At 63.9% G+C, this 25,443-nt stretch carries 23 protein-coding genes, 1 other RNA gene and 1 pseudogene; 11 read left to right on the forward strand and 14 right to left on the reverse strand.

Annotated features, from left to right (window positions below):
* Position 1: 1 nt before the first annotated feature.
* Positions 2-1,018 carry a 16S rRNA (cytosine(1402)-N(4))-methyltransferase RsmH gene (gene rsmH, locus EJ068_RS04135; RefSeq protein ID WP_127250283.1) on the reverse strand — a complete coding sequence of 339 codons (1,017 nt, stop codon included), beginning with the start codon at positions 1,016-1,018 and terminating at the stop codon, positions 2-4.
* Positions 1,015-1,473: a division/cell wall cluster transcriptional repressor MraZ gene (gene mraZ / locus EJ068_RS04140; RefSeq protein WP_127250282.1), complete on the reverse strand. Its 459-nt coding sequence runs from the start codon at positions 1,471-1,473 to the stop codon at positions 1,015-1,017. Before mraZ ends, rsmH begins: the two co-directional genes overlap by 4 nt.
* A gap of 400 nt (positions 1,474-1,873) precedes the next feature.
* On the opposite strand from mraZ, the gene EJ068_RS04145 reads away from it, so the two are divergent.
* Positions 1,874-2,989 (forward strand): cystathionine gamma-lyase, encoded by a 1,116-nt coding sequence (locus tag EJ068_RS04145; RefSeq protein WP_127250281.1) that lies wholly within the window; start codon positions 1,874-1,876, stop codon positions 2,987-2,989.
* Between the two features lie 69 nt (positions 2,990-3,058).
* Here EJ068_RS04145 and EJ068_RS04150 read toward each other — a convergent pair whose 3' ends face one another.
* From EJ068_RS04150 to EJ068_RS04180, 7 genes are all read right to left on the reverse strand, one after another.
* Complete coding sequence (locus EJ068_RS04150) at positions 3,059-3,352, reverse strand: type II toxin-antitoxin system RelE/ParE family toxin (protein WP_127250280.1); 294 nt, start codon at positions 3,350-3,352, stop codon at positions 3,059-3,061.
* The gene (locus EJ068_RS04155) at positions 3,349-3,633 is read right to left on the reverse strand and encodes a type II toxin-antitoxin system ParD family antitoxin (RefSeq protein WP_126060079.1); all 285 of its coding nucleotides are present in this window, start codon (positions 3,631-3,633) and stop codon (positions 3,349-3,351) included. The genes EJ068_RS04150 and EJ068_RS04155 overlap by 4 nt, the downstream gene beginning before the upstream one ends.
* Positions 3,634-3,791: 158 nt before the next feature.
* Positions 3,792-4,187, reverse strand: an RNA gene (gene rnpB / locus EJ068_RS04160) — RNase P RNA component class A.
* Between the two features lie 128 nt (positions 4,188-4,315).
* The gene (locus tag EJ068_RS04165; RefSeq protein ID WP_127250279.1) at positions 4,316-5,017 is read right to left on the reverse strand and encodes a transglycosylase SLT domain-containing protein; all 702 of its coding nucleotides are present in this window, start codon (positions 5,015-5,017) and stop codon (positions 4,316-4,318) included.
* 167 nt (positions 5,018-5,184) lie between these two features.
* Complete coding sequence (locus EJ068_RS04170; protein WP_127250278.1) at positions 5,185-5,970, reverse strand: N-acetylmuramoyl-L-alanine amidase; 786 nt, start codon at positions 5,968-5,970, stop codon at positions 5,185-5,187.
* On the reverse strand, positions 5,967-6,686 hold the full coding sequence (locus EJ068_RS04175; protein WP_127250306.1) for a DnaJ family molecular chaperone: 720 nt from the start codon (positions 6,684-6,686) through the stop codon (positions 5,967-5,969). The genes EJ068_RS04170 and EJ068_RS04175 overlap by 4 nt, the downstream gene beginning before the upstream one ends.
* A gap of 135 nt (positions 6,687-6,821) precedes the next feature.
* A complete protein-coding gene (locus EJ068_RS04180) occupies positions 6,822-7,028 on the reverse strand; it encodes a hypothetical protein (protein WP_082056158.1) in 207 nt (68 codons plus the stop codon).
* A gap of 177 nt (positions 7,029-7,205) precedes the next feature.
* Between EJ068_RS04180 and EJ068_RS04185 the strand changes: the two genes are divergently transcribed.
* The 3 genes from EJ068_RS04185 to EJ068_RS04195 are packed head-to-tail and all read left to right on the forward strand — an operon-like array spanning position 7,206 to position 12,843.
* Entirely contained in the window at positions 7,206-10,838 is a 3,633-nt protein-coding gene (locus EJ068_RS04185) for a hydantoinase B/oxoprolinase family protein (RefSeq protein WP_128298177.1), read from the forward strand.
* A gap of 44 nt (positions 10,839-10,882) precedes the next feature.
* Positions 10,883-12,181: a DUF3419 family protein gene (locus tag EJ068_RS04190; protein WP_127253843.1), complete on the forward strand. Its 1,299-nt coding sequence runs from the start codon at positions 10,883-10,885 to the stop codon at positions 12,179-12,181.
* A complete protein-coding gene (locus tag EJ068_RS04195; RefSeq protein WP_127253842.1) occupies positions 12,178-12,843 on the forward strand; it encodes a class I SAM-dependent methyltransferase in 666 nt (221 codons plus the stop codon). The genes EJ068_RS04190 and EJ068_RS04195 overlap by 4 nt, the downstream gene beginning before the upstream one ends.
* 110 nt (positions 12,844-12,953) lie before the next feature.
* Here the strand turns inward: EJ068_RS04195 and EJ068_RS04200 are convergent, their stop codons facing one another.
* Positions 12,954-14,336, reverse strand: coding sequence for a serine hydrolase (locus EJ068_RS04200; RefSeq protein ID WP_127386193.1), 1,383 nt, complete (start codon positions 14,334-14,336; stop codon positions 12,954-12,956).
* 292 nt (positions 14,337-14,628) lie between these two features.
* Between EJ068_RS04200 and EJ068_RS04205 the strand changes: the two genes are divergently transcribed.
* Positions 14,629-15,420: a GH25 family lysozyme gene (locus EJ068_RS04205; protein WP_127253925.1), complete on the forward strand. Its 792-nt coding sequence runs from the start codon at positions 14,629-14,631 to the stop codon at positions 15,418-15,420.
* A 183-nt stretch (positions 15,421-15,603) separates the two neighbouring features.
* A complete protein-coding gene (locus EJ068_RS04210; protein WP_127386194.1) occupies positions 15,604-16,782 on the forward strand; it encodes a lytic murein transglycosylase in 1,179 nt (392 codons plus the stop codon).
* Positions 16,783-16,940: 158 nt separating this feature from the next.
* On the opposite strand, the gene EJ068_RS04215 is transcribed toward EJ068_RS04210, so the two are convergent.
* Positions 16,941-18,161 (reverse strand): alanine racemase, encoded by a 1,221-nt coding sequence (locus EJ068_RS04215; RefSeq protein ID WP_127253879.1) that lies wholly within the window; start codon positions 18,159-18,161, stop codon positions 16,941-16,943.
* 210 nt (positions 18,162-18,371) lie between these two features.
* Between EJ068_RS04215 and EJ068_RS04220 the strand changes: the two are divergent.
* Positions 18,372-19,278 (forward strand): annotated as a pseudogene (locus EJ068_RS04220) (DMT family transporter); the annotation flags it as partial.
* Between the two features lie 381 nt (positions 19,279-19,659).
* Here EJ068_RS04220 and metF read toward each other — a convergent pair.
* Together metF and EJ068_RS04230 are read right to left on the reverse strand one after the other, a co-directional pair.
* A complete protein-coding gene (gene metF, locus EJ068_RS04225; protein WP_126060063.1) occupies positions 19,660-20,577 on the reverse strand; it encodes a methylenetetrahydrofolate reductase [NAD(P)H] in 918 nt (305 codons plus the stop codon).
* Positions 20,577-21,584 (reverse strand): metalloregulator ArsR/SmtB family transcription factor, encoded by a 1,008-nt coding sequence (locus tag EJ068_RS04230; RefSeq protein WP_127250689.1) that lies wholly within the window; start codon positions 21,582-21,584, stop codon positions 20,577-20,579. The genes metF and EJ068_RS04230 overlap by 1 nt, the downstream gene beginning before the upstream one ends.
* A 140-nt stretch (positions 21,585-21,724) precedes the next feature.
* Here EJ068_RS04230 and tsaA point away from each other — a divergent pair, with 140 nt between their 5' ends.
* The 4 genes from tsaA (at position 21,725) to EJ068_RS04250 (ending at position 24,552) form a co-directional block, all read left to right on the forward strand.
* Positions 21,725-22,231: a tRNA (N6-threonylcarbamoyladenosine(37)-N6)-methyltransferase TrmO gene (gene tsaA, locus EJ068_RS04235; protein WP_127250688.1), complete on the forward strand. Its 507-nt coding sequence runs from the start codon at positions 21,725-21,727 to the stop codon at positions 22,229-22,231.
* A complete protein-coding gene (locus EJ068_RS04240; protein ID WP_127250687.1) occupies positions 22,228-22,542 on the forward strand; it encodes a DUF2293 domain-containing protein in 315 nt (104 codons plus the stop codon). Before tsaA ends, EJ068_RS04240 begins: the two co-directional genes overlap by 4 nt.
* A gap of 85 nt (positions 22,543-22,627) precedes the next feature.
* A complete protein-coding gene (locus EJ068_RS04245) occupies positions 22,628-23,587 on the forward strand; it encodes a D-amino acid aminotransferase (RefSeq protein ID WP_127250686.1) in 960 nt (319 codons plus the stop codon).
* Positions 23,588-23,712: 125 nt separating this feature from the next.
* Entirely contained in the window at positions 23,713-24,552 is an 840-nt protein-coding gene (locus EJ068_RS04250; RefSeq protein WP_127250685.1) for an SDR family oxidoreductase, read from the forward strand.
* A 171-nt stretch (positions 24,553-24,723) separates the two neighbouring features.
* Here the strand turns inward: EJ068_RS04250 and EJ068_RS04255 are convergent, their stop codons facing one another.
* A complete protein-coding gene (locus EJ068_RS04255; RefSeq protein WP_127250684.1) occupies positions 24,724-25,350 on the reverse strand; it encodes an MOSC domain-containing protein in 627 nt (208 codons plus the stop codon).
* Positions 25,351-25,443 lie beyond the last annotated feature (93 nt).

The raw sequence follows: 25,443 nt of genomic DNA on the forward strand, positions 1-25,443 counted from the left end.
CTCACCTCTCTCCCGGCCGTTCGACGGCGGGAAGCTTTGGAAGGCCGAAAATCGAAAAATCGCCCGCACGCGCCGGGGCATCTGTGCGGATCGCAGCGCGCAGCCTGGCCGAGCGCGCTCGCGGGTTGGCCGCTATCTCGGCCTCCCCCGGCGTCACGCCGCCGCCAGCTTTACGGAAAGTCGCGGCGCGCTGCGGCGCGTCGGGCATGTGTCGCGAGCCGCTGGCGGCTTCGGAACGGTCGGCGATGAAGCGCTTGACGATACGGTCTTCCAGGGAATGGAAGGTCACCACGGCAAGTCGGCCGCCGGGCTTCAGCGCCCGCTCGGCCGCCAGCAGCGCCCTTGCAAGCTCGCCAAGCTCGTCATTGACGAAGATGCGCAACGCCTGGAAGACGCGCGTGGCCGGATGGATCTTGTCCTTGGGTCCGCGTCCGATATGCGTTTCGATGGCGTCGGCGAGATCGAGCGTGCGCTCGAACAGTCTCTTCTCGCGCCGGCTCTCGATCATGCGTGCGATGCGGCCGGCATGGCGCTCCTCGCCGAGAAAGCCGAAGATGCGGGCAAGATCGCCGGCCTTGAAGGTGTTGACGACGTCGGCGGCGGAAAGCCCCGACTGCGCCATGCGCATGTCGAGCGGCCCATCGGCGCGAAAGGAAAAGCCGCGCTCCGCCTGGTCGAACTGCATGGAGGAAACACCGATGTCGAGCACCACGCCGTCGGCGCCCTCGACATGTTCGTCCAGCGTCGAGAACGGCGCCTGGACAAGCCTCAGCCGGCCGCCGGCCTGCCGCTCCAGCGCCTTGCCCGCCGCGATTGCGTCCGGGTCGCGGTCGATGGCAATGACGGAGGCGCCGCGATCGAGGATGGCGCTGGTGTAGCCGCCGGCACCGAATGTCCCGTCGACGATCGTCTCGCCGGCCTGCGGCGCAAGCGCGTCGAGCACCTCGGCAAGGAGGACCGGAATGTGGCGGGCCGGTCCGCCAACGGCGTGAGGATCATCGCCGTGGCCAGCCATCATTCCGATCGCTCCCCGGGCTTCGTCCCCTGCCGAAGCTGCAAAAGCCTGGCGCGCGCCTGCGCCCCATAGGCGGAAAGCCGTCCCGGCTCCCATATCTGAAAGAAATTGCCGCGGCCGACAAAGGCCACCTCGTTCGAGATGCCCGTATGCTCGCGGATGAAGTCGCTCATGGTGATGCGGCCATCCTGATCGAGCTTCAGGAACGTCCCGTCGCCATGGCAGAAGAACGACATATCGTCCGCCGTCTGCAGAAAGGGATCCTCCAGCGCGATCCGCTGCTCGTAGCGGTCGAGCAGGTCGAGTCCGCCGACATCCATGGCCGGCAGGTCCAGGCAGCGCAGCGCGTAAAGCTCCGAATAGCCGCGTTTCTGAACCACCGCACGGAAATGCGCCGGAACGGAGACCCGCCCCTTCGCATCGATCCTGTTTACCGCGTTTGACAGAAATCGGTCCAATGAACGCTACAGCCGCTTCCGCCGCCGCACCCCTTCCCATGTTGTTCTCCGCGCCCTCGCCGCACTTGCGGCAAATCGCTTCATTCACCGGGGCGAAAACCGGCAAACGCGCAGCCGCCGCGGCTGCCCGATTGGCGTACGCTTCACCCTGACGCGGAACGAAAGCTTGATGATGTGAACGGGATATCATGGGGTACTATGGGCGTCAACGGGAACAGGCATCACAAACACGCACATCACAACCACAAAGCGCAGGCTGAAGGCACGTCTCGTCTTTATCGTCCATTAAGCCTAACGAAGCGTTTAGAGCCCTCTGGCCCAAAAGGACGCTGCTTGCCGCAAACAGCCGGCACGCATAGCGTCTCTGGCAATTTCTATTCAGCCGAAGGGATGAAGCCTGATGTCCGAGAAAGCGAAGTCCCGCGCCGCGGCGCTTGCCCATTTGCGCAGCCGCGATTTCGCCAAGGGCGACCCGATTCCGCTGCCGCTGACCATGGCATCGATCTTCCACACGCCGGGCGCAGAGGTCGGCTTCGATCAGTATGGCCGCTACGACAATCCGACCTGGCGCGCCGTCGAGCACGCGCTTGGCCACCTCGAAGGCGCGCAATGCGTCGCCTTCCCGTCCGGAATGGGCGCAATCTCGTCGGTGTTTTTCGCGCTGCTGAAAGCAGGCGACCGCGTGCTTCTGCCGTCAGACGGCTATCACGCCACGCGCGCCATGGCCGAGCGCTTTCTCAATCCCCTCGGCCTTGCCTGCGACACCAGGCCGACGCCAACCTTCCTCGACGGCGGCTTCGATGGTTACCGGCTGGTTTTTGCCGAGACGCCGTCCAATCCCCGGCTGGACATCTGCGATATCACGGCGGTGGCCGAAGCCGTTCACAGGCAGGACGGGCTGCTGGTCGTCGACAACACGACGATGACGCCCTTCGGCCAGCGTCCGCTCGACCTCGGCGCCGACATCGTCGTCTCCGCCGACACCAAGGCGGTGAACGGTCATTCCGATGTGCTCTTCGGCCATGTCGCGAGCCGCGATGCCGACATCATCGCCAAGGTGACCGACTGGCGCAGCCTGGTCGGCGGCATCCCCGGTCCCTTCGAGGCCTGGCTTGTGCATCGCGGGCTGGAAACGCTGGAGGTGCGTTTCGACCGGATGTGTTCCTCGGCCGAAACGATCGCAATGAAGATGAGAACCCATCGCGCGGTCAGCGGCCTGCGCTATCCCGGCCTCGAGGGCGATGCCTCGCACAATCTGGCTCGCGCCCAGATGGATCGCTTCGGCTTCCTGATCTCGTTCGAACTGGCCTCGGAACAGAAGGCCGAGGCGTTCATCGACAATTGCGCGCTGATTGAATCGGCGACTTCCTTCGGTGGCGTGCACACCTCGGCCGAACGGCGCTCGAAGCGCGGCGACGCCGTGCCGCCCGGCTTCGTGCGCCTGTCGATCGGCTGCGAGCCGGTCGAGGAGCTTTGGCAGGCGATCGAGGCGTCGTTGGACAAAGTCGCCAGTTGAGCGGACAACGACACGCATCAAAACAAAGACTTAAGCGCGTCGCCTGAATCAGTTTCAACGCGACGCGCTTTAGGGTCCCATATCCTCTGTCTCGATCCTTCGCCGGCCATGCAACACGCGCAGGATTTCGATCGCATCGTCGCCAATTCGATAGAACGTAAGGTACTCCCCGACGACAAGGTGGCGAATGCCCGGCAGGATGTCGTCGCGCGGTGCGCCTGATCGGGGATGGAGGGTTAGCAAGTCCCATCGCCGCTGAAGAGTTTCCACAAAGCGGATTGCGGCATTAGGATTGTAGGCGGCGATATAGTCGCCGATAGCTTCGAGGTCGACCAGTGCCTGTGGAAGCAGGCGGTACTTCACTCGTCAGCGCCTTTGGCTTCCGCCATCTTCGAATATCTGGCGCGCAATCGCTCCATTAAGGGGGGACCGTCCAGCGCCGGTCCGCTATCGATCCCCTCCTGCACCAATTCCCGCAACTCCTCCACGGTGTAGCCGAGCAGGTCGCGGCGCTCCTTCCACTGCCTGAGCGCATCGCGGATCACCTCGCTCGCGGAAGCATATTCGCCCGCGGCGACCACATCGTCGACTGCCTGCGCCAGTTCCGGCGAAAGCGTGATGCTACGTTTATCGACCTGGCCCATGACGTGCTCCTGTCCTTTCTTGGAAGGTACGATTTAATCGCACCGGCTTCAAGAACACGTTTGGCAGCATTGGGAGGTTGTATTGCAGGACCCTTGAATCAGAAGACCCGCTCATCGGCGTAACCTTCTGATCCCGTTCAGCTATCGTTACGAGAAAAAATGCCAGCTGGCCTGTAAGCCGGGTTCTGTATGGCCCTCGCCTTGCGACGAGAACGTGGCGGCCATTCATCTCGGGCGCATGTTGCCATGCGCCTCACGCAACCAACCCGGACGGTGGGCCGGAAACAGCCCTCGAAGGTTTCCCCTCGCACCGCCCCTATTCGGTTTTGCTCCCGGTGGGGTTTGCCCTGCCGCTCCTGTTGCCAGTCGCGCGGTGGGCTCTTACCCCACCCTTTCACCCTTGCCGCGGCAATGCCGCGGCGGTTTGCTTTCTGTGGCACTTTCCCTGGGGTCGCCCCCGCCGGCCGTTAGCCGGCACCGTGTCTCCATGGAGCCCGGACTTTCCTCACCCGCAACCTTTCGGCTCCCGCGGGTGCGGCCGCCCGGCCAGCTGGCAAGCGCGTATAAAGGGATTCCCGGCTGAAAACGCAAACGAAAAAGCGCCTCGCCCCAAATGCGCGGCGGTTTGGGGCAACGACGTGGATAAAGCGCGCGTTGCCCAAATCCGCCGCGCTGCATAGCGTCAGGCCGGCGAGCCCAGCGCCACCATCTGCACCTTCACCTTGCTGCAATAGGCGGCGGAGACCGGGTTCATCCGCGTCGCTCCGTGGCCGGCATTGTATTTCAGGATCGTGCCGCAGGTGGTGCCGCCGCCAAGGTCCCGCGCCATGGCGAGATACTTCATGCCGTATTTGATGTTGGTGTCGGGATCGAACAATCCCTTGGCCGAACCGGTATAACCCATCATGCGGGCCGTCGCCGGCTTGATCTGCATCAGGCCGATCTCGCCGGCGCCGCCGACCATGTTCGGCCGATAGTTGCTTTCGATCTTGATGACGGCCTTGGCTAGCGACACCGGCACGCCATAGCTCGCGGCATAGCGGGCGATGATCGCCGAATACTGGCCTTCGCCGGCGGCAGCGGGCGTCGCCACGGCGATCTTGCCGGGTTGAATCGAGGCCGTCGTGGTGAGATCGACAGCCTTTCTGCCGCGCTTGGCGCGTTTGGCCGTCGATTTTGTCACCCGCGTTGCGACGGCCTTCTGAACCCTTGCTGGAGCAGCCCGCGCGGTTTTTGCCGTCTTGGTGCTCGAGGCTGCCTTTGGCGTTACGGCTGCAAGGCCGTTGTCCGCCCTGGGGCTCAGCGGGGCACTGTTGGCCTGGTTGAAGGCAAAACTTATCACTCCGGCAGCAACGGCTGCCGCTACAACGGTCAATTTTTGCATGTAGTCCTGTTCTGTTAGAGCTGCACGAAGAACTTCGCACAGTTAGGTCAACTCAACATCGGGTGCCTTGGGGGGATAGACGCCCGACAACTTGCGGAAGGGGCATTTGCAGGCGGAATTGGCGGCAATGAAGGCGGCGCAATTCACTTTGAGTGACAGATTGTAATTTAAGGATCCCGACGCGACTTTTTGACGGGAGTTGCCTTTACGGAAGCCAGGAGCCTCTGCAGTGTGCGGATCGTCGAATTGTCCGCCACGCCGTCGACCAGCCGCCGGCGGAAATGTAACTGGAAGGCCGCCACCACGATTTCCGTCTGCCGGTCATAGTCACCCGATATCTCGACACCGTAGCCATAGAGCGCCAGCATCGCTTGCAGTGCTTCAACGTCGGCGCCCGCATCGCCGGCCTTCAGTGCAGCGCCCGCCTTTATCGGCGCCGCCGCCACGAGATGTCCGATACCGGCCGCGAACAGTGCCTTCCAGGGGAATTTCTCGCCCGGATCGACCTTGCGGCCCGGTGCCACGTCCGAATGGGCGAGCACCCTTGCCGCGGGAATGGAATGGCGTTCCGCGATACCCGCGCACAACTCGATCACGGCGCCGATCTGCCGCCGCGGGAAGGCCTTGTAGCCCAGCGTGTGCCCGGGATTGACGATCTCGATGCCGACCGAGCAGGAGTTGATGTCGGTTCGCCCGAGCCAGGAACTCTTGCCGGCATGCCAGGCGCGATCGCTCTCGCGCACCATTTGCACGACACGGCCGTCCTCATGAACGAGGTAATGCGAAGACACCTCGCTCGCCGGGTCGCACAGCCACGCCTCGGCGCCGGCGCCGCTTGCCATACCGGTATAGTGCAGCACGATCATGTCGGGCCGAAGCGTCTCGCGGCGCGGGCCGAAATTGGGCGAGACCCGAACCTCCGCCTCTGGATGGTCGGGCAGAAAACCGCTCATGCGTGCCTGAGGCCCCGCTCGATCATCTCATAGGCGGCGTTGATCGCGGCGACCCTGGTCGTGGCGATCTTGATGAATTCCTGCGGCAAGCCGCGCGCGATCAGCCGGTCGGGATGATTGTCCGAGATCAGCTTGCGATAGCGTTTCCTGATCTCCTCGAACGGCCTGCCCCGGTCGATCCCCAGGACGACATAGGGATCGGCGGCGCCAAGATCGACGTGCCTGGACAGGATCGCCTCGTAATGCGCCTCGTCGATCTGAAAAATCTCCGCGATCCGATGCAGGAATTGCCCTTCCTGCTCGTGGATGAGGCCATCCGCCTTGGCGATGTGGAACAACCCGTCGAGTATGTCTTCCAGCATCATGCAGTTTGCATGGCCGGAGCCGCAAAGCTGCGCCATGCGCTGGGCATAGGTCTCGAATCCGGCGACATCCTGCTTGGCGATATCGTAAAGCCGCGCCACGTTGCGTGTCTCGCTCGGCGGCACCTCGAAGATTTCCTGGAAGGCGCGCACCTCGTCCTGGGTGACGATGCCGTCTGCCTTGGCCATCTTGGCGGAGAGCGCGATCATGGCCACCGAGAAGGCAACGCGCCGGCGCAGGTCCGGATCGCCGGAAAACACGGTACGCACGGCTTCGACGACATCCGCGACGCCCGAGGACGCCGATGACGAAACACGAGCGATGAAGTCGCCAAGGCGGTCCCAAATCGACATGCCGGCTTCATAGAGCGAACCGGGCGGTTCTATCAAGCCTGGACAATGCCGCAGGTGATGGGCGACCTTCGGGATCGGTGGAGCAAAAAGGAAGGCCGGCATTGCCGGCCTTCCTTGAATTTATATGGTCGGATCTTACTGCGCAGGCGCGGCAGGAGCCGGGTTTGTTGCCGGAGCCGGTTCAGCGGGCTTCGAAGCGTCGGGCGAAGCAGGCTTCATCGGCTGCTCGTTGGCCGGCGGATTGGTGCTCTGGGTGGTGGTATTGTCGGTGCCACTGTCGCTGCAAGCCGCGACCCCCAGCAGGGCGAGCGCCGAAACAGACGCCAAGATGAGCTTCTTCATGGTATGTCTCCTTCAACAGACGCTCACGTTTCGGTGAGCGGTCGCAGGGGAAATGCATCAGCAGGCTCGACGGTTTCGTAACGTTGCATTTCGATATGTAACATCAACTTGCAATTGCTGGCGGGGAAATCCCGAACTAACAGAACATGCGCACGAAGACATGAGTGGACAAGCAGAATGCCGGCAGCCGCGGAAACACGGAGATGGGATTTTTGGATCGACCGCGGCGGCACCTTCACCGACATCATCGGCCGTGATCCGCACGGCCGGCTGCACCCTCGAAAACTCCTGTCCGAGAATCCCGAGGCTTATGCGGACGCAGCCATCCAGGGCATCCGCGACCTGTTGGGTCTGAAGGCCGGCGCCGCCATTTCCGCCGACGCGATCGGCGACGTCAAAATGGGCACCACCGTTGCCACCAATGCGCTGCTCGAGCGCAAGGGCGACCGTGTGCTGCTGCTCATCAGCAAGGGTTTTCGCGACGCTTTGCGCATCGCTTACCAGGCAAGGCCGGATATCTTCGCCAAGGAGATCATCCTGCCCGAGCAGCTCTACGAGCGGGTGATCGAGGTCGACGAACGCGTGCGCGCCGATGGCTGCGTTGAGCGTCTGCTCGACATCGCCGCCTGCCGCCCGGTGATCGAGCAGGCCAGGGCCGATGGCATCGACGCGGTCGCCATCGTCTTCATGCATGCCTGGAAATACCCGGACCACGAAAAAGCCGTGGCAAAAGTCTGCCGCAAGGTCGGCTTCAGCCAGATTTCAGTCAGCCACGAGGTCTCGCCGCTGATCAAGCTGGTCGGCCGCGGCGACACCACCGTGGTCGACGCCTACCTGTCGCCGATCCTGTCGCGCTATGTGCAGCGTGTAGCGGGCGAGTTGGGCGCCGGGCCGCGGCTGATGTTCATGATGTCGTCGGGCGGCCTCACCGCCGCCGATATGTTCCAGGGCAAGGACGCGCTGCTTTCCGGCCCGGCCGGCGGGGTCGTCGGCATGGTCGAGACGGCGAAGCTCGCTGGCTTCGAAAAAGTCATCGGCTTCGATATGGGCGGCACGTCGACCGACGTTGCCCATTATGACGGCGAATATGAGCGCGCCTTCGATACCGAGGTCGCCGGCGTGCGCATCCGCGCGCCGATGATGCGCATCCACACGGTCGCCGCCGGCGGCGGCTCGATCCTGCATTACGAGGCGGAACGCTTCCGCGTCGGCCCGGATTCGGCCGGCGCCAATCCCGGCCCCGCCGCCTACCGGCGCGGCGGCCCGCTCGCCGTCACCGACGCCAATGTCATGCTCGGCAAATTGCAGCCCGATTTCTTCCCGGCGATCTTCGGCGCCGGCCAGGACCAGCCGCTCGACGCTGGCGCGGTTCGCGAGAAATTCACGGCACTTGCCGCCCAGATCGGCGACGGCCGTTCGCCCGAGGCGGTCGCCGAAGGCTTTGTCACCATCGCCGTCGAGAACATGGCCAACGCCATCAAGAAGATCTCGGTGCAGCGCGGCTATGATGTCACGGAATATCTCTTGAACTGTTTCGGCGGCGCCGGCGGCCAGCACGCCTGCCTAGTCGCCGACGCGCTCGGCATGGAAGCGGTGCTGATCCATCCCTTTTCCGGCCTGCTTTCCGCTTACGGGATCGGCCTCTCGTCGGTCTTCGCCTCGCGCCAGCAGGGTCTGCTGCAGCCGCTTTCCGAGGAATCCCGATCCGCGGTCGAGGCGCTCATCGCGGCCTTGCGCAGCGAGGTCGTCGCCGAACTCGGCGAACAGGGCATTGCCGAGGAGGCGCTTTCGACGAGGCCCGTGCTGCATGTCCGCTACGACGGCACCGACACGGCCCTGCCGGTGAATTTCGAGCATGGCTCGATCTTCCGCGCCAGAAGCGATTTCGAGGCCGCGCACAGGGCGCAGTTCGGATTCATCTATGACGACAAGCCGATCGTCGTAGAAACCGTCGCCGTCGAAGGCATGGAGGCCGCTCGACAGGACAAGGCTGAAACCTCCGCCCCTGACGGAGCGGCAGGAGTCGAGCCCAAGCCTTCGGAAAGCCGGCGCATCTATACCGAGGGCCGCTGGCACGAGGCCGGCGTCTATCGCCGTGAAAACCTGAGGCCATCCAACACGGTCGCCGGCCCCGCGCTGATCATCGAGCCGAACCAGACCATTGTCGTCGAGCCCGGCTGGCGGGCCGAAATCACCGGTCTCAACCACGTCGTGATCCGCCGCACGGAACGGAAAGCGCGTGCCGCGGCGCTCGGCACCGAGGCCGATCCTGTGATGCTGGAGGTGTTCAACAACCTCTTCATGTCGATCGCCGAGCAGATGGGCGTGACGCTGCAGAACACCGCCTATTCGGTGAACATCAAGGAGCGGCTCGATTTTTCCTGCGCCGTGTTCGACCGCCATGGCGCGCTGGTCGCCAACGCGCCGCACATGCCGGTGCATCTGGGCTCGATGGACCGTTCCGTCGAAACCGTCATCCGCCTGAATTCCGGCGACATCCATCCCGGCGACGTCTTCGCGCTCAACGCGCCGTACAATGGCGGCACGCATCTGCCCGACATCACGGTGGTGACGCCTGTCTTCGACGATGCCCAGAGCGAGATCCTGTTCTGGGCGGCCTCTCGCGGCCATCACGCCGATGTCGGCGGCACCGCACCCGGCTCGATGACGCCGCTTGCGACAACGGTCGATGAGGAAGGCGTGCTGTTCGACAATTTCCGCATCGTCAATCGCGGCCGCTTCCGCGAGACGGAGCTGGAGGCACTGCTGACCGACCATCCCTACCCCGCGCGCAATCCTGCCCAGAACATCGCCGATCTCAAGGCGCAGATCGCCGCCAACGAAAAGGGTGTGGCGGAACTGCGCAAGATGGTCGCGCATTTCGGCCTCGATGTCGTCGAGGCCTATATGGGCCATGTCCAGGACAATGCCGCCGAGAGCGTGCGCCGCGTGATCGAGCGGCTTCCCGACAGCGCCGCTTACGAATACCCGACCGACACCGGCCAAGTGATCAGGGTGAAGATCACCGTCGACCGGAAAAAGCGCGAGGCGACCGTCGATTTCACCGGCACCTCGCCTGTCATGGAGAACAATTTCAACGCGCCGGAGCCGGTGGCGCGCGCAGCCGTACTCTATGCCTTCCGCGTCATGGTCGAGGACATGATCCCGATGAATGCCGGGTGCCTCAGGCCGATCAACATCGTCATCCCCGACGGCTCGATGTTGAAGCCAGCCTACCCCGCCGCCGTCGTCGCCGGCAATGTCGAGACCTCGCAGCATGTCACCAACGCATTGTTCGGCGCGATGGGCGCCATGGCCAATGCGCAAGGCACGATGAACAACCTCACCTTCGGCAACAAGAAATACCAGTATTACGAGACGATCTGCTCCGGCTCACCGGCCGGCCGGATGAATTCGGGCCGCGGTTTTGCCGGCACCTCCGGCGTTCACACCCACATGACCAATTCGCGCCTCACCGATCCGGAGGTGCTGGAACTGCGCTTCCCCGTCGTGCTGGAAGACTTCCACATCCGCGAAGGCTCCGGCGGCAAGGGCAAGTGGAATGCCGGCGACGGCACCAGGCGCACAATCCGTTTTCTCGAGAAGATGGGATGCGCGATCCTGTCCTCGCATCGAAGCCGGCCGCCCCAGGGTCTCGACGGCGGCGGCGACGGCGAGTCGGGCTCGACCAAGGTCAGGCGCAATGACGGCTCGGTCGACATCCTCAAGGCCTGCGACCAGACCACGCTCGATGCCGGCGAAGCCGTCATGGTCACCACGCCGACACCTGGAGGCTTCGGAAGCGCGTAAGAATTCGTGACAGCCTGCCGTCAACAGGCTGTCACCTGCCTGTCATGACGCTGCGCTACCCGCTTGCGCCAACGCAAACGGGGAATCACCTTTCCATGTCGGACGTATCCGGAGAACTCGTTTATCGTCGAGGCAAGGAAGTCGGAAAGGCCGTCTACCAGAACCGCGCATTGTCGAAGGACGGCATTTCCGAGCGGCTCTTCGCCTTCCTGTTCTCCGGTCTGGTCTATCCGCAGATCTGGGAAGACCCGGATGTCGACATGGAGGCCATGCAGCTCGGCGCCGGTCATCGCGTCGTCACGATCGCCTCGGGTGGCTGCAACATTCTGGCCTACCTGACCCGCTCGCCGGCCAGGATCGACGCCGTCGATCTCAATGCCGCGCACATCGCGCTCAACCGCATGAAGCTGGAAGCGGTGCGCCATCTGCCGTCGCAAGGCGACCTCTTCCGCTTCTTCGGCGCCGCCGATACCAGCCACAATTCCGATGCCTACGATCGCTTCATCGCGCCGCATCTCGATGCGGTCAGCCGCCACTACTGGGAGCGTCGCAACTGGCGCGGCCGCCGCCGCATCTCGGTCTTCGACCGCAACTTCTACCAGACCGGCCTGCTCGGGCTCTTCATCGCCATGGGCCATCGCGTCGGCAAGCTGTTTGGTGTCGACCCGGCCGGCATCATGAAGGCGCAGAATATCGGCGAGCAGCGCCGCTTCTTCAACGAGGAACTGGCGCCCGTCTTCGACAAGAAGCTGCTGCGCTGGGCGACCTCGCGTAAGGCTTCGCTGTTCGGCCTCGGCATCCCGCCGGCGCAGTACGATTCGCTGATCACCTCCGGCGACGGCTCGATGGCGAGCGTCTTGAAGGCTCGGCTCGAAAAGCTCGCCTGCGATTTCCCGCTGAAGAACAACTACTTCGCCTGGCAGGCCTTTGCCCGCCGCTATCCGCAGCCCGGCGAGGCGGCGCTGCCTGCCTATCTGGAACAGCGCAATTACAAAACGATCCGCGACAACATCGATCGCGTCGCCATCCACCACGCCAACCTGATCAAGTTCCTGGCCGCCAAGGACGCCGGCAGCGTCGATCGCTTCGTCCTGCTCGACGCGCAGGACTGGATGACCGACGACCTGCTCAACGCGCTGTGGACCGAGATCACCCGTAGCGCTTCGGTTGGCGCCCGTGTCATCTTCCGCACGGCGGCAGAACCCAGCCTGCTGCCCGGCCGCGTCTCCAGCTCGCTGCTCGACCAATGGACCTACGAGGCCGACGCCTCGCGCGAATTCTCGGCAAAAGACCGCTCGGCGATCTATGGCGGCTTCCACCTTTACGTGAAGAGCGCAGCATGAGCACGACGGAGCTGCCGGCCAGCCATGCCGAACTGATGGACGGCGTCTACCGCTGGCAGCGCCACATCTACGACCTGACCCGCAAATACTACCTGCTCGGCCGCGACCGGCTGATCGACGGGTTGGACGTGCCGCAAGGCGGCACCGTGCTGGAGCTCGGCTGCGGCACTGGCCGCAACATCGCGCTGGCCGCCCGCCGCTTTCCCGACGCTCGCTTCTTCGGCCTCGACATCTCGGCCGAGATGTTGGAGACGGCCAATGCCGCCATCGCTCGCGAAGGTCTCTCCGGCAAGGTCAAACTGGCGCCCGGCGACGCCACCGATTTCGACGCCAAGGCGTTGTTCGACGTCGAGCAATTCGACCGCGTCTTCGTGTCCTATTCGCTGTCGATGATCCCCGGCTGGGAGAAGACGGTATCGGCAGCGCTGGCCGCGCTCGCGCCTGGCGGCTCGCTGCATGTCGTCGATTTTGGCCAGCAGGAGGGCCTGCCGCGCTGGTTCCGAACGATGCTGCGCGGCTGGCTGCGGAAATTCCATGTTTCGCCGCGCGCCTCGCTGCGCGACGTGCTTGAATCGGAATCGCAGCGCACCGGCGCAACCTTCCGTTTCAGAACGCTTTATCGCGGCTATGCCTGGCTCGGCATGATCGGATCCTCCAAATAGCAAGTGCTACTGGAGCAATTCCAGGAAAAGTGTGAGCGGTTTTCCGTCCGAAATTGCGTAAAAACAAATAGATAGGGCGTTTCGCCGTTTCTATGAAACGGTGAAACGCACTAGTGCAGCGCCTTCACCAGCGCTCCCACCATGGTCTGCGGCCGGTAGCCTAGCTTGGCCGGCGTCAGCCCAAGCCGCACCACCACCAGCTGCTCCGACGGAATGATCGCGACCGTCTGGCCGTCATGGCCTTCCATCCAGTAGGTGTCCTTGGGCAGACCGGCGGCAGCACCGGCGCCGGGCTTGTCTTCGTCGCCCGGGCCTTCGATCCAGAGCTGGCCTTTGCCGTAGACCTTCGACGCCAGCGCCGGCTCGCGCATCCAGTCGACGAAACCGGCAGGCAGGATCTGGTTGCCGTTCCAGGTTCCGCCCTGCAGCAGGAACTGGCCGAAGCGCGCCCAGTCATGCGCGGTGGCGTAGAGATAGGACGAACCGACGAAGGTGCCCTGCTCGTCGGTCTCCAGCACCGCGCTGTGCATGCCGAGCGGCTCGAACAGCGCCGTGCGCGGCCAGGCCAGCGCCTTGGCCTTGTCGCCGATCGCGTCCTGCCACAGCCGAGACAGCATCACCGCCGTGCCGCTCGAATAGGAAAACACCTTTCCGACCTCGCCGGTTAGCTGCTTGGCCTCGGCGAAGCCGGCCATGTCCGGCTCGAGATAGAGCATGCGCGTCACGTCGGCGACATCGCCATAATCCTCGTTGAATTCCAGCCCGCTCGACATCGCCATCATGTCGGCAACGCTGATGGCGGCGCGGCCATCGGCCTTCCACGCCTTGACCAGACCCTTGTTGTCGATCGCCATTTTGCCGTCCTTGACCAGCGTGCCGACGATCGCGGCATTGACCGTCTTGGTCATTGACCAGCCGAGCAGCGGCGTCTTGGCCGAGAAGCCGTCGCCATAACGCTCGGCGACGACGCGGCCGTTCTTCACCACCACGATGGCGCGCATGCCGGGTCCGGCCATGGCCGAGTCGTCGACGATTTTCGCGACCTCGGGATTTTGTGACGCATCCACGCGCTCGCCATCGGGCCAAAGCGCGTCCGCCTGCGCCGGTGCGGAAGCTGCCGCGCGCAGCGATGTCTGTCGCGCCTTCCCGGTATCACCGTCGGGAACCGAGGCGCAGCCGACGCCGTCGCGTTCCACCGCGACGCTCTTGCCCAGCACCCACAGCAGGCCGGCGGAGACAAGTCCCCTTTCCTTGTCGACGGAGATTTTCATCAGCCTGAGCAGCGGATGGCCCGGCGCCTGCACGTCGACGGCCAGAACCTGGTTAGCGTCGCGGCCGGCAATGAAGACGTTCGAGCAGACGATCTTGGCCGAATAGCCGGCGCCGACCCGGATCAGTTCCGGCGGCGCGAAATAGAGCCAGGCGAAGAGCGCGACCACCGCCAGGATCACCAGGCCAAGCAGACACTTGATGAACTTCGCGACAGCCCGCATCTTTCCCCGCCTCTTTGGATTCGCCGGCACGATTTATGTCATCGATTTGCCGCCATTGCTTCCGCAAAATCACCGGCGTAGTCGAGCGCCGTCAATGGATTATCAACCATGTTCGGCGATCAACTTGTCCATGTCGCCCGAAATTGCACAGCGGTTTTGGGACAACGACATGGACGGACAAATAAGGCGGACGATCTCGTGGGGCGATCGTCCGGCAGGGGGACGCGAGGTTAGCGACCACCATCAGTAAAGGACCCATCAGCGGCCGGCTGAACCCGGCTCGGGGAATATCATGCGCCGTCTCGCGGCCATCCTGATGCTGACGCTGCTCTGCGCCTGCTCAACCGTCGACGACCTTTCGCCGTTGTCGCCATCCTCGCAGACGGTCACCGTGCGCGCGCCCAAATTCGAGGATTCCAAGCCGCATGAGTGGGACAGCGGCGCGCCATGGACCTACGCCATCCACGGCACCGATGTCTCCAAATACCAGACCTCGGTCGACTGGCCCACCGCCAGGGCCAGCGGCATCACCTTCGCCTTCATCAAGGCGACCGAAGGCGGCGACCGCTTCGACGAGAATTTCAACGAGCACTGGGCACGCACCAGGGCAGCCGGAATCCCGCGCGCGGCCTATCATTTCTTCTATTTCTGCACGCCGGCGGAAGCCCAGGCGCGCTGGTTCATCGCCAATGTCCCAAATGACCCGTCAGCCATGCCGCCGGTGCTCGACATGGAATGGAACCCGAAATCGCCGACCTGCAGGCTGCGCCCCGATGCAGCCACCGTCCGCAGTGAGATGACCGTCTTTCTACAGATGGTCGAGCGTCACTACGGCAAGAAGCCGATCATCTACACCTCGGTCGACTTCTTCGACGACAACCAATTGGCGACGTTCCGCGGCTACCCCTACTGGCTGCGCTCGGTCGCAGGGCACCCGCGTGAGAAATACGGCAGCCATCCCTTCACCTTCTGGCAGTACACCGGCACCGGCATTGTGCCCGGCATGACCGGCAAGTCCGACATCAACGTCTTCAACGGCTCGGAAGCCGCCTGGAAGAAGTGGCTGCGGCAGAACACCCGTTGACATCGGCCCTCCCGCCTGCTTTTCGACACGGCGGGCGGCGAAACATGCAACCGCTGGTAATCCGGAGCGGCGCACTCGTGCGGGTGGCTGGCGCGGCTCCTGAATTTTGAAATCTCGCATGCGCCTGTGCGGTCCCAATCCGGGATCACAATCAGGTCATGCGCCGGTCTCGAAAGGAAAGCGATGCGATTGCGCGTTGAAATCCTGGCGGCGCTTTTTGTCGGCGCGTTTGCACTGCCCGCGGCGGCGCAGGAATGCGGCGGCGACTTCGAGACCTGGAAGCAGGGTGTTGCGGCCGAAGCCAAGGCGGCCGGCGTCGGCGAAACCGGGCTCGACGCGCTGGAGGACGCCACCATCGACGAGCGAGCGCTGGCGCGCGACCGCGCCCAGGGCGTCTTCACCCAGACTTTCACCGAGTTCTCCAACCGCATGATTTCGGCCTACCGCCTGAAGCAGGGCGCGGCCAATCTGAAGAAATATGCCGAAATCTTCGACCGCGCCGACAAGCAGTTCGGCGTCCAGCCGGCCATCATCGCCGCCTTCTGGGGGCTGGAGACCGACTTCGGCGCCGTGCAGGGCGACTTCCATACGCTGAATGCGCTGGTAACGCTTTCCCATGACTGCCGCCGGCCCCAGCTCTTCCGCCAGCAATTGGTGCCGCTTTTGACGCTCATCGATCGCGGCGTGCTGCCGGCCGACGTCAACGGCGCCTGGGCCGGGGAGATCGGCCAGACGCAGATCCTGCCGACCGACTATCTTGCCGAGGGTGTCGACGGCGATGGCGACGGCAAGGTCGATCTCAGGAACAGCGTGCCGGACGTCATCATGACGACCGCCAACAAGATCATGTCGCGCGGCTGGAAGCGCGACCAGCCCTGGGTCCAGGAAGTGCGCGTTCCCGACGACATGCCATGGGACCAGACCGGCCGCACCAACAAGCTACCGCTGTCGCAGTGGGCTCAGTGGGGCGTGACCGAGCCCAACGGCAACCCGCTTGTCGACAATGGCCTGAAAGCCGGCCTGGCGCTACCGATGGGCCGCAAGGGTCCCGCTTTCCTGACCTATGACAATTTCGATGTCTATCTCGAGTGGAACCAGTCCTTCACCTATGCGCTGACCGCCGCCGTTATGGCGACGCGGTTTGCCGGCGCTCCGCAATTCGACCCGCGCACGCCCGAGCAGGGCCTGAGCGGCGATCAAATGAAGGCGCTGCAGACCAAGCTCGAAGCCAAGGGTTACGATGTCGGCACGGTCGACGGCATCCTGGGCACCAACACGCGCGAAGCAATCCGCAAGGAGCAGACGCGGCTTGGCCTGCCCGTGGATGGCTGGCCGACGCCGGAGCTGTTGGCGAAGTTGTAGCGCCCTTTCCTTCTCCCCTTTGTGGGAGAAGGTGGATCGGCGCGCAGCGCCGAGACGGATGAGGGGTGTTCCAGCGGATGAGACGCTGGCTTTTCCTGGAGCACCCCTCATCCGTCGCCTTCGGCGACACCTTCTCCCACAAGGGGAGAAGGGGGAGCTTAATCCGCCATCGTCTCCAGGCTCGCGAACCCCTGCGGCGCGTCGCCTTCGTCGAACGGCGTCGTCACCTCCACGAATGTGTCGGGGTAAAAGCCGTTGAAGCGGGTCCTCAGCGACAGCGAGTAGGCGCCGATATGGCCGATCTCGATCCAGTCGCCGGTGTCGACCGTTTCCGGCAGCCAGAACGGCCTGGACAGGATGTCGACGGAATCGCAGGTCGCGCCGCAGACCTTGAAGGGCACGATGTTTTTCTCGTCGCCATTACGCGTGCGGATCGCCGGATCGGGGATGAAGCGGGCCGGCAGGGTGATCTTGCCTGTCCATGAATCCGACAGCGAGGCCCAGATGCCGTCATTGATGTAGAGCCGCTTGCCCTTGCGCAGCAGCACCCGCACGATCAGCGACAGGCAGCGCGCCACGATCACGCGTCCGGGCTCGGCCACCAGCGGCATCTGGTCGAACTGATACTCCGTCAGGTCGCCGGCAAGCCGCGACATCAGCTGGCCGAGCGAAGGCATCTCGACCTGCTTGCGGTATGGATCGTGGCCGTATTCGGCGGGGAAACCGCCGCCGACATCGAGCCCGGCAATGTCGAAGGTCAGGCGATTGCGCACCCAGTCGGCCGAGGCCAGCGCCCGCTCATAGGTGTCGGGATCCTCGATCTGGCTGCCGACATGGAAGCAGAGGCCAACCTTGTAGCCGGTCCGGTTCAGCCGCTCAGCAAGCTCGACCGCATTGGCCGGCCCGGCGCCGAATTTCTTCGACAATTCGTAAGCCGCATGGCCCTTGGTCTGGATGCGCACGAAGACGGTAATGGCGCCCGGGTCGATATCGAGCGCCCGCACGACGCGCGTCAGCTTGGTGATCTCGTCCTCATGGTCGAGCGAGATCACCCGGATGCCGTATTTCTCCAGCGCCAGCTTGATGTCCGACTGCGCCTTGACCGGGTGCATGTAGAGCATCTCGGCATCCGCCGAGACGGCGCGCACGGCCGCGAACTCTCCCGGCGAAGCGACGTCGAAGGTGCTGACGCCGGATTCCACCAATGTCTTCAGCACGATCTGCTCACCATTGGTCTTCACCGCATAGGCGGTCTTGCCGGGAAACATGCCCATGAACTGCAGGGCATCCGCCTTCAGCACCTGCGGGCGGAAACAGTAGACCGGATCGTCGGGACGAAGCGCCAGTGCCGCATCGCGGGCATTTTCGAATCGCTGCATGGACGAATCCTCGGGGCTGGAGCGCGCACAATTAATCCTAGCTAGCCGCCAAAGAAAACAGTTCTGTGTCTGGCGACCCGACGCGGCCGGTTGCACATTTTGCCAAAGCTAAACCACCAGTCAGGTTTCGGGTGGCCCTTGCCGGCGAACGCATTATCGGTTGGTGAGGTGTGAAGCCGAGATTGCGATCGGCCTGGGGAGGAACAGGACATGTCGATTACGGCCGCCGCCGCGCCGACGCGCGGACCGATGACACTCAAGGATTGGGGGCAGCTTCTTCTGCTCGGCGCAATCTGGGGCGGCTCGTTCTTCTTTGCCCGCATTGCAGTGTCCGAGATCCACCCGCTTGCGCTGGTGCTGTTCCGCGTCGCCATCGCCGCCATCGGACTTCAGCTCTATCTGGCGGTCCGCGGCCCCTCGTTCCGGCTCGCCTTCCCGCATGCCGGCCTGTTCTTCCTGCTGCGCTCACCAACAATGTCGTGCCCTTCTCGCTGATCTTCGCCGGCCAGACTAAGCTCGGCGCCGGCGTCGCCTCGGTGCTCAACGCCACCACGCCGTTCTGGACGCTGATCCTGGCCAATGCGCTCACCACCGATGAGAAACTGTCCTGGAACAAGCTGGCCGGCATCGCGCTCGGTGTCGCCGGCACTGCGGTGATGATCGGTCCGGGCCTTGTTGCCGGACCCGGCGGGCCGGTCTGGGCCAATTCGCGCTGATCGGCGCTTCGGTATCCTATGCGATCGCCTTGATGATCGCGCGCCGCTTCAAGGGCGTGCCATCGCCAGTCATCGCCACCGGGCAGCTGACCGCCTCGACCATCATCATGATCCCCATCGTGCTCATTGCCTATGGGCCGACGGGCTCATTGTCGGCCTCGCAGCCGGTCTGGGCCGCGGTGCTGGGCCTGGCGCTTTTGTCTACCGCCTTCGCCTATATCCTCTATTTCAACCTCGTCGCCTCGGCTGGCGCCACCAATGCCTCGCTGGTCACCTTGATCGTCCCGGCCAGCGCGGTGTTGCTCGGTTTCCTCTTCCTGGGCGAGCGGCTGGCGCTGTTCGAGATCGGCGGCATGACGCTGATCGGATTGGGCCTCATCACCATCGACGGACGGCTGTTCGGCAATGGTAGCGCTGTCATGCCACACCGCCGCCACAATTTATTCACAACGGCGAAGCCGGCTTTTGCCGAAGAGTTTCAACGGCTAACGGCAAATCCCGGGTCGCAAATTCCACAATCATGTCGCATTGCAGCACGTTTTCCGCTTGCCTGTGGCCCAAATGCCCCTAGACTCCTGCCATAGCTCTGAAGAGGAGGCTATGGCATGGGACTGACGAGGCCGATCAACGCTTTGATGATTTGTGCCGCATTCGCATTCATCGGTGCCTTGATCATAGGTGTTCTTCCCTGACCCGCCAAAGAGGGAAGACCAAGCACCGAGAATAGTCCAACAGTTCGAAAAGGCTGGGTTTCCACCCGGCCTTTTCCATTTCCGCCGACCTCAGGCCGCGGCCGAACCGGTCGCCTCCGCCTCATGCGAGCGGATGCCGATCATGTGGCAGACGGCAAAGACCAGGTCAGCACGGTTCATCGTGTAGAAATGGAAATCGCCGACGCCGCGCTCGACAAGGTCGAGCACCTGCTCGGCCGCCACGGCCGAAGCCACCAGCGCGTGCGTCTGCGGGTCGTTCTCCAGCCCCTCGAAACGCTCGGCCAGCCATGCCGGCACCAGCGCGCCGCAGCGTGACGAGAAATTGGCGACCTGGGTAAAATTATGCACCGGCAGGATGCCCGGCACGATCGGGATATAGATGCCGGCGCGGCGCGCCCGCTCGACATAGCGTTCATAAAGATCGTTGTCGAAAAAGAACTGGGTGATCGCCCGCGTCGCGCCATTGTCGACCTTGCGCTTCAGCATGTCGATGTCGGTGGCGAAATCCGGGCTTTCCGGATGCTTTTCCGGATAGGCCGAGACCGAGATGTCGAAATCGCCGACGCTCTTCAGCGCCCCTACCAGTTCGGCGCCATTGGCGTAGCCGTCCGGATGCGGGCGATAAGAGGTTCCGACGCCTGCGGCCGGATCGCCGCGTAGCGCAACGAAACGGGTGACGCCGAAGTCGACGAACTCGCGGATGACCGTGTCGACCTGATCGCGCGCGGCGTCGACGCAGGTCATATGCGCCGCCGGCGTCAGCGTCGTCTCGTTGAGGATGCGCTTGACCGTGCGCGCCGTGCGCTCGCGGGTCGAGCCGCCCGCGCCGTAGGTCACCGAGACGAATTCCGGCTTGAGCGGCTCCAGCCTTGTGACCGTATCCCACAACCTTGCTTCCATCTCGTCGGTCTTCGGTGGAAAGAACTCGAACGAGACGCTGACCTTCTCGCCTATGTCGGGGCGACGGGAAAAGCGGAACTGGTTCATCAGGCTGTTTCCCTCACTGGCAAGGAATCGTTGGACGGGTCTGCGATCTGCAGGCGGCGGTCGCGGCCGAGCCAGAGCTTGACGGTGAGCCTTGCCTCGTTGCCGCCGCGCGGCTCGAATTCCTGGCTGTCCTCGAGGTCGAGGCCGGCCTCCGCGAACCAATCGGACATCTGCCGGTCGGAGAAGCCCAGCCGCATATGCGCATGCTGGTCGCGCAGGAATTCGAGATTATGCGGCGCGAAGTCGACGACGATCAGCCGGCCCGATGGCCTGAGCAGCCGCGCCGCTTCGGCGATGGCGCGGGCGGGATCGTCGAGATAATGCAGCACCTGGTGGATGGTGACGAGATCGAAGGCGTTGCGCTCGACCGGCGGCGAGAAGATATCGCCCTGGCGCACCTGCGCGTTGGCGATGCCGGCCTTGTCGAGATTGGCGCGCGCCACCGTCAGCATCTCGCGCGACATGTCGATGCCGACACCGCGCCGGTAGAGCGGCGCGAAGATTTCGAGCAGCCTGCCCGTGCCGGTGCCGAGGTCGAGCATCGACTGGAACGGCCGCTTGCCGACAAGCTTGATGAGCGCCGCCTCCACCGCGCGGTCCGGCACATGCAGCGAGCGGATATGATCCCAGCTCGCGGCGTTCTCCGAGAAATATTCGGCGGCCCGGTCCTGCCGCTTGCGCTTCACCGCCGCCAGCCGCTCGAGATCGCGCACCACCTGCGGATCGGCCTCGCTGATGCCGGAGACCAGACGCTGCACGAAATCGCGCGAATTATCCGTATCGGTCAGCCGGAAGAAGGCCCAGGACCCTTCCTGGTAGCGGCCGATCAGCCCGGCCTCGAGCAGCAGCTTCAGATGGCGCGAGACGCGGGGCTGCGACTGTCCGAGTATCTCGGTGAGGTCGGAGACGGTGAGATCGCCGCGCGAAAGCAGCACCAGGATGCGTAGCCGGCTGGATTCGGCCGCCGCCTTCAATGTATCTACCATTGTGTCGAGCGAGACATGCATGAGCGGGCTCTCGTTGAAAGATATAAAGATATGTTTATGTCGATTTCGAAACCCTGGCAAGCGCTATGTCGCTTCCGGACAAGAAAATGGCGCAGCCGTGATCCGCGCCTGGCAGACGGTTCTTGCGCGGAGTGAAGAGCATGTTCGAGACGCGTGAAGGTGAAACGCTTCTTGCGGCCGATCCGGCGGAGTTGCGGCCGGACGGCCATGTCGTCTTTATCGGACGCATCGTCTCGCCCTGGACGAGGCGCGAGGATTGCCCCAAGAACATGCGCGCCGCCCGCGAATCCGGGCGGGCCGCGACAGTCCTGATCGACGAGCCCTATCGCCCGGGGCTGCGAAACCTGGAACGCGCCAGCCACATGGTCATCCTGTCCTGGCTCCATCACGCGCCGCGAAATCTGATCGTGCAGAAACCGCGCCATGCGGCTGAATCGAAAGGCGTTTTCTCGCTGCGCTCCCCTGCCCGGCCGAACCCCGTCGGCCTGCATGTGGGAAAGCTCGTCGCGCTCGACATCGCGGCCGGACGGATCGGGATCGACGCCATCGACGTGCTCGACGGCACGCCGGTCATCGACATCAAGCCCTATTACGCTTCAACCGATGCCTTTCCCGAAGCGATCATCGCCGGACGCGACGACAAATGAGCGCCCCCACCGGCCGCCGCCGCGCCATCGCCAAGGCGCTGACCGCGCTTCTTCCGCTCGCGCCCTACGCCGACATGGAGAAAATCCGCGCCGATGCCGGTTCGGTGCACATGAAGACCTTGCCGCCAACCATCGCGGTGTGGCTGGCAACGATCGCCCATATCCGCCATGCCCACACCGATTACGAGAAGCTGCTCGCCGAAGGCTATGACCGGGATTCGGCGCGCTTCTTCGTCATCGAGCAGACCAATGCGGTGCTCACCCGCTGGCGGGCGACACGGTTGCTTGAGGAAGACGACGAGGACGAGTGAGGCCAAACAACGCTGCCTGCCTGGCTCTACTTGTTCCGCAACCGGACGCTAGCCTGCCTCACCTGAACGCCCGAGGAGGAATGAAATGAGCCAGGCAGCCGCCACGCCAGCCAAGCCGTTCCCCTTTCTCTCCGAACACCACATCGATCCGCATGCCTATCCCGACGGCGTCGCCTTCCTCGACGGACAATATCTGCCGATGTCGCAGGCCAAAATCTCGGTGCTGGACTGGGGCTTTCTGCATTCCGACGCCACCTACGACACGGTCCACGTCTGGGACGGCCGCTTCTTCCGCCTCGACCTGCATCTCGACCGGTTCTTCGGCGGGCTGGAGAAGCTGCGCATGACGATCCCGTTCGATCGCGACGGCGTTGCGGAGATCCTCCACAATTGCGTCGCGCTGTCGGGCCATCGCGCGGCTTATGTCGAGATGCTGTGCACGCGCGGCGCCTCGCCGACCTTCAGCCGCGACCCGCGCCAGGCGATCAACCGCTTCATGGCTTTCGCCGTCCCCTTCGGCTCGGTCGCCAATGCCGAGCAATTGCGCACCGGCCTGCATGTCGCGATCAGCGACAAGGTCCGCATTCCGCCGGCCTCGATCGATCCTTCGATCAAGAACTACCATTGGCTCGATCTGGTCCGTGGCCTTTACGATGCCTATGACCGTAGCGCCGACACCGCGCTCATCCTCGACTTCAATGGCAATGTCGCCGAAGGCCCGGGCTTCAATGTCTTTTGCGTCAGGGACGGCAGGCTCACGACGCCCGCCGTCGGCGTGCTGCCCGGCATCACGCGCCGCACCGTCTTCGACCTGTGCGCCGAAATCGGCCTCGCCGTCAAAGCCGAAGCGGTCGGCGTCGCCGCTCTCAAAGGCGCCGACGAGGTCTTCATCACCTCGACCGCCGGCGGCATCATGCCGGTCACCACGATCGACGGCGCGCCGGTCGCCGGCGGCAAGGTCGGTCCGATCACCGAGCGGTTGATGGCGCTCTACTGGAAGAGGCATGAGGATCCCGCCTGGTCAAGTGCGGTGCGTTATCCCTGACCCACGGATTATTTCTCGGAACGCATCTGGAAAAACGCCGACAGCGCCGTACATGCCGTAAGCGGAGATTCCTCCGCTTTCCTCCGAGAGAATTCACGGCCTTCCAAGGGCAAGGAATACACATCATGACAAACAAGGTTTGGTTCATCACCGGATCGTCGAAGGGCTTTGGCCGCGTCTGGGCCGAGGCCGCGCTCGCCCGCGGCGATCGCGTCGCCGCCACCGCCCGCGACGCCGGCACGCTCGCCGATCTCGTCGAGAAATATGGCGACAACATCGCCGCCCTGAAGCTCGACGTCACCGACAAACGGGCGGTCGACGCCGCGATCGCCGAAGCGCACAAGCGGTTCGGCCGGCTCGACGTCGTCATCAACAATGCCGGCTACGGCCATTTCGGCGCCATCGAGGAAGTCTCCGAGCAGGAAGCGCGCGACCAGATCGAGACCAACGTGTTCGGCGCGCTCTGGGTCACCCAGGCGGCGCTGCCCATCATGCGGGCGCAGCGCTCCGGTCACATCATCCAGATCTCGTCGATCGGCGGCGTCAACGCCTTCGCCTCGATCGGCCTCTACCACGCCTCGAAATGGGCGCTGGAGGCATTCAGCCAGTCGCTCAGCCAGGAAGTCGCCCAGTTCGGTATCCACGTGACCCTGGTCGAGCCGGGCGGCTTCTCCACGGACTGGGCCGGACCGTCGGCCAAGGTTTCCAAGCCGATGGACGTCTATGAGCCGGTCCGCGCGGCGATGGCCGAACGTCGCAGCCGTTCGGTCGCCGGCGATCCGCAAGCAACCGGCCCGGCAATGCTGGCGATCGTCGATGCCGCCGAGCCGCCGCTCAGGGTCTTCTTCGGCGATGGCGGCCTGCCGATGATCCGGCAGGAATACGCCAACCGCATCGCCATCTGGGAAAAATGGGACCATGTCTCGGTGATGGCGCAAGGCGCCAACAAGAACCGGAAAGGCTAAAACTCTTTCGGCCGGACCTAAACCGGCCGAGGTATGCTGAGATTCAGGTCAGGGCGAGTCGAGAACGGTGGATTCCGAGAACCGGCGCGGAGCGTACTTTTGGGTACGTGAGCACCGGAAGCACAGGAAACCGCCGTTCGCAGGCCGGCCTCACCTGAATATCAGCATGCCTCAGGCGTAGATCCACTGCTCCGGCACCCGCACCGAGATCTCCTCGCCGGCCCTGATGACGCCCGGCTTCTCGACCCAGGCGACGAGGCCGCGCAGCCGTTTCGCCTCCTTGGGAAAGAGCAGCGCGGTGCCATCGGTATCTACGGCGCCGACATGCTCGGCGATCGCCTGTCCGGCAAAGCGGCACGGCTTGTTCTGGCCATCGACCTTGAGCGTCACGCCACCCTTGAAGAACATCAGCGAGCCGGCCGGCAGCATCGACAGATGCGGCACGCCTTCGACCACGAGATTGGCGCCGACCCACTCCGGCTTGATCTCCGCGAGGCCCATGCGCTGCGCGACAATGGCAAGTTCATCGGCGGCGACCACCGACAATTGCCGCTCGTTGCGCATCTCGGTGCCGCGCGGATACCAGGGCTCGCGCCCGCCCGAACGCCGGGTTGCCCCCGCATGAAAGTCGCCTGCGATACCGTCGAAGCCAAGCCGCAGTTCCTCGACCGCCCTCGTCTCGAAATGATCGTGCGGAGCTGCATAGAGCGCCGCTGCTTTGGCAGCGAGCTTGCGGCCCGGCACGATGTCAACCATCGGTTCTGCCATGGGAAAAAGTTCCAGGTTCGTTTCCTGCATGCCGCTGGTCTAAAGGTGCCGAAGAATGCGGTCCAGTCGAAAGCGCTGATGATCCGATCACGCCGCTTGATGGCGATCACGACGTTATTACCA

Source organism: Mesorhizobium sp. M2A.F.Ca.ET.043.02.1.1 (assembly GCF_003952405.1).
In the GTDB taxonomy this organism is placed as follows: domain Bacteria; phylum Pseudomonadota; class Alphaproteobacteria; order Rhizobiales; family Rhizobiaceae; genus Mesorhizobium.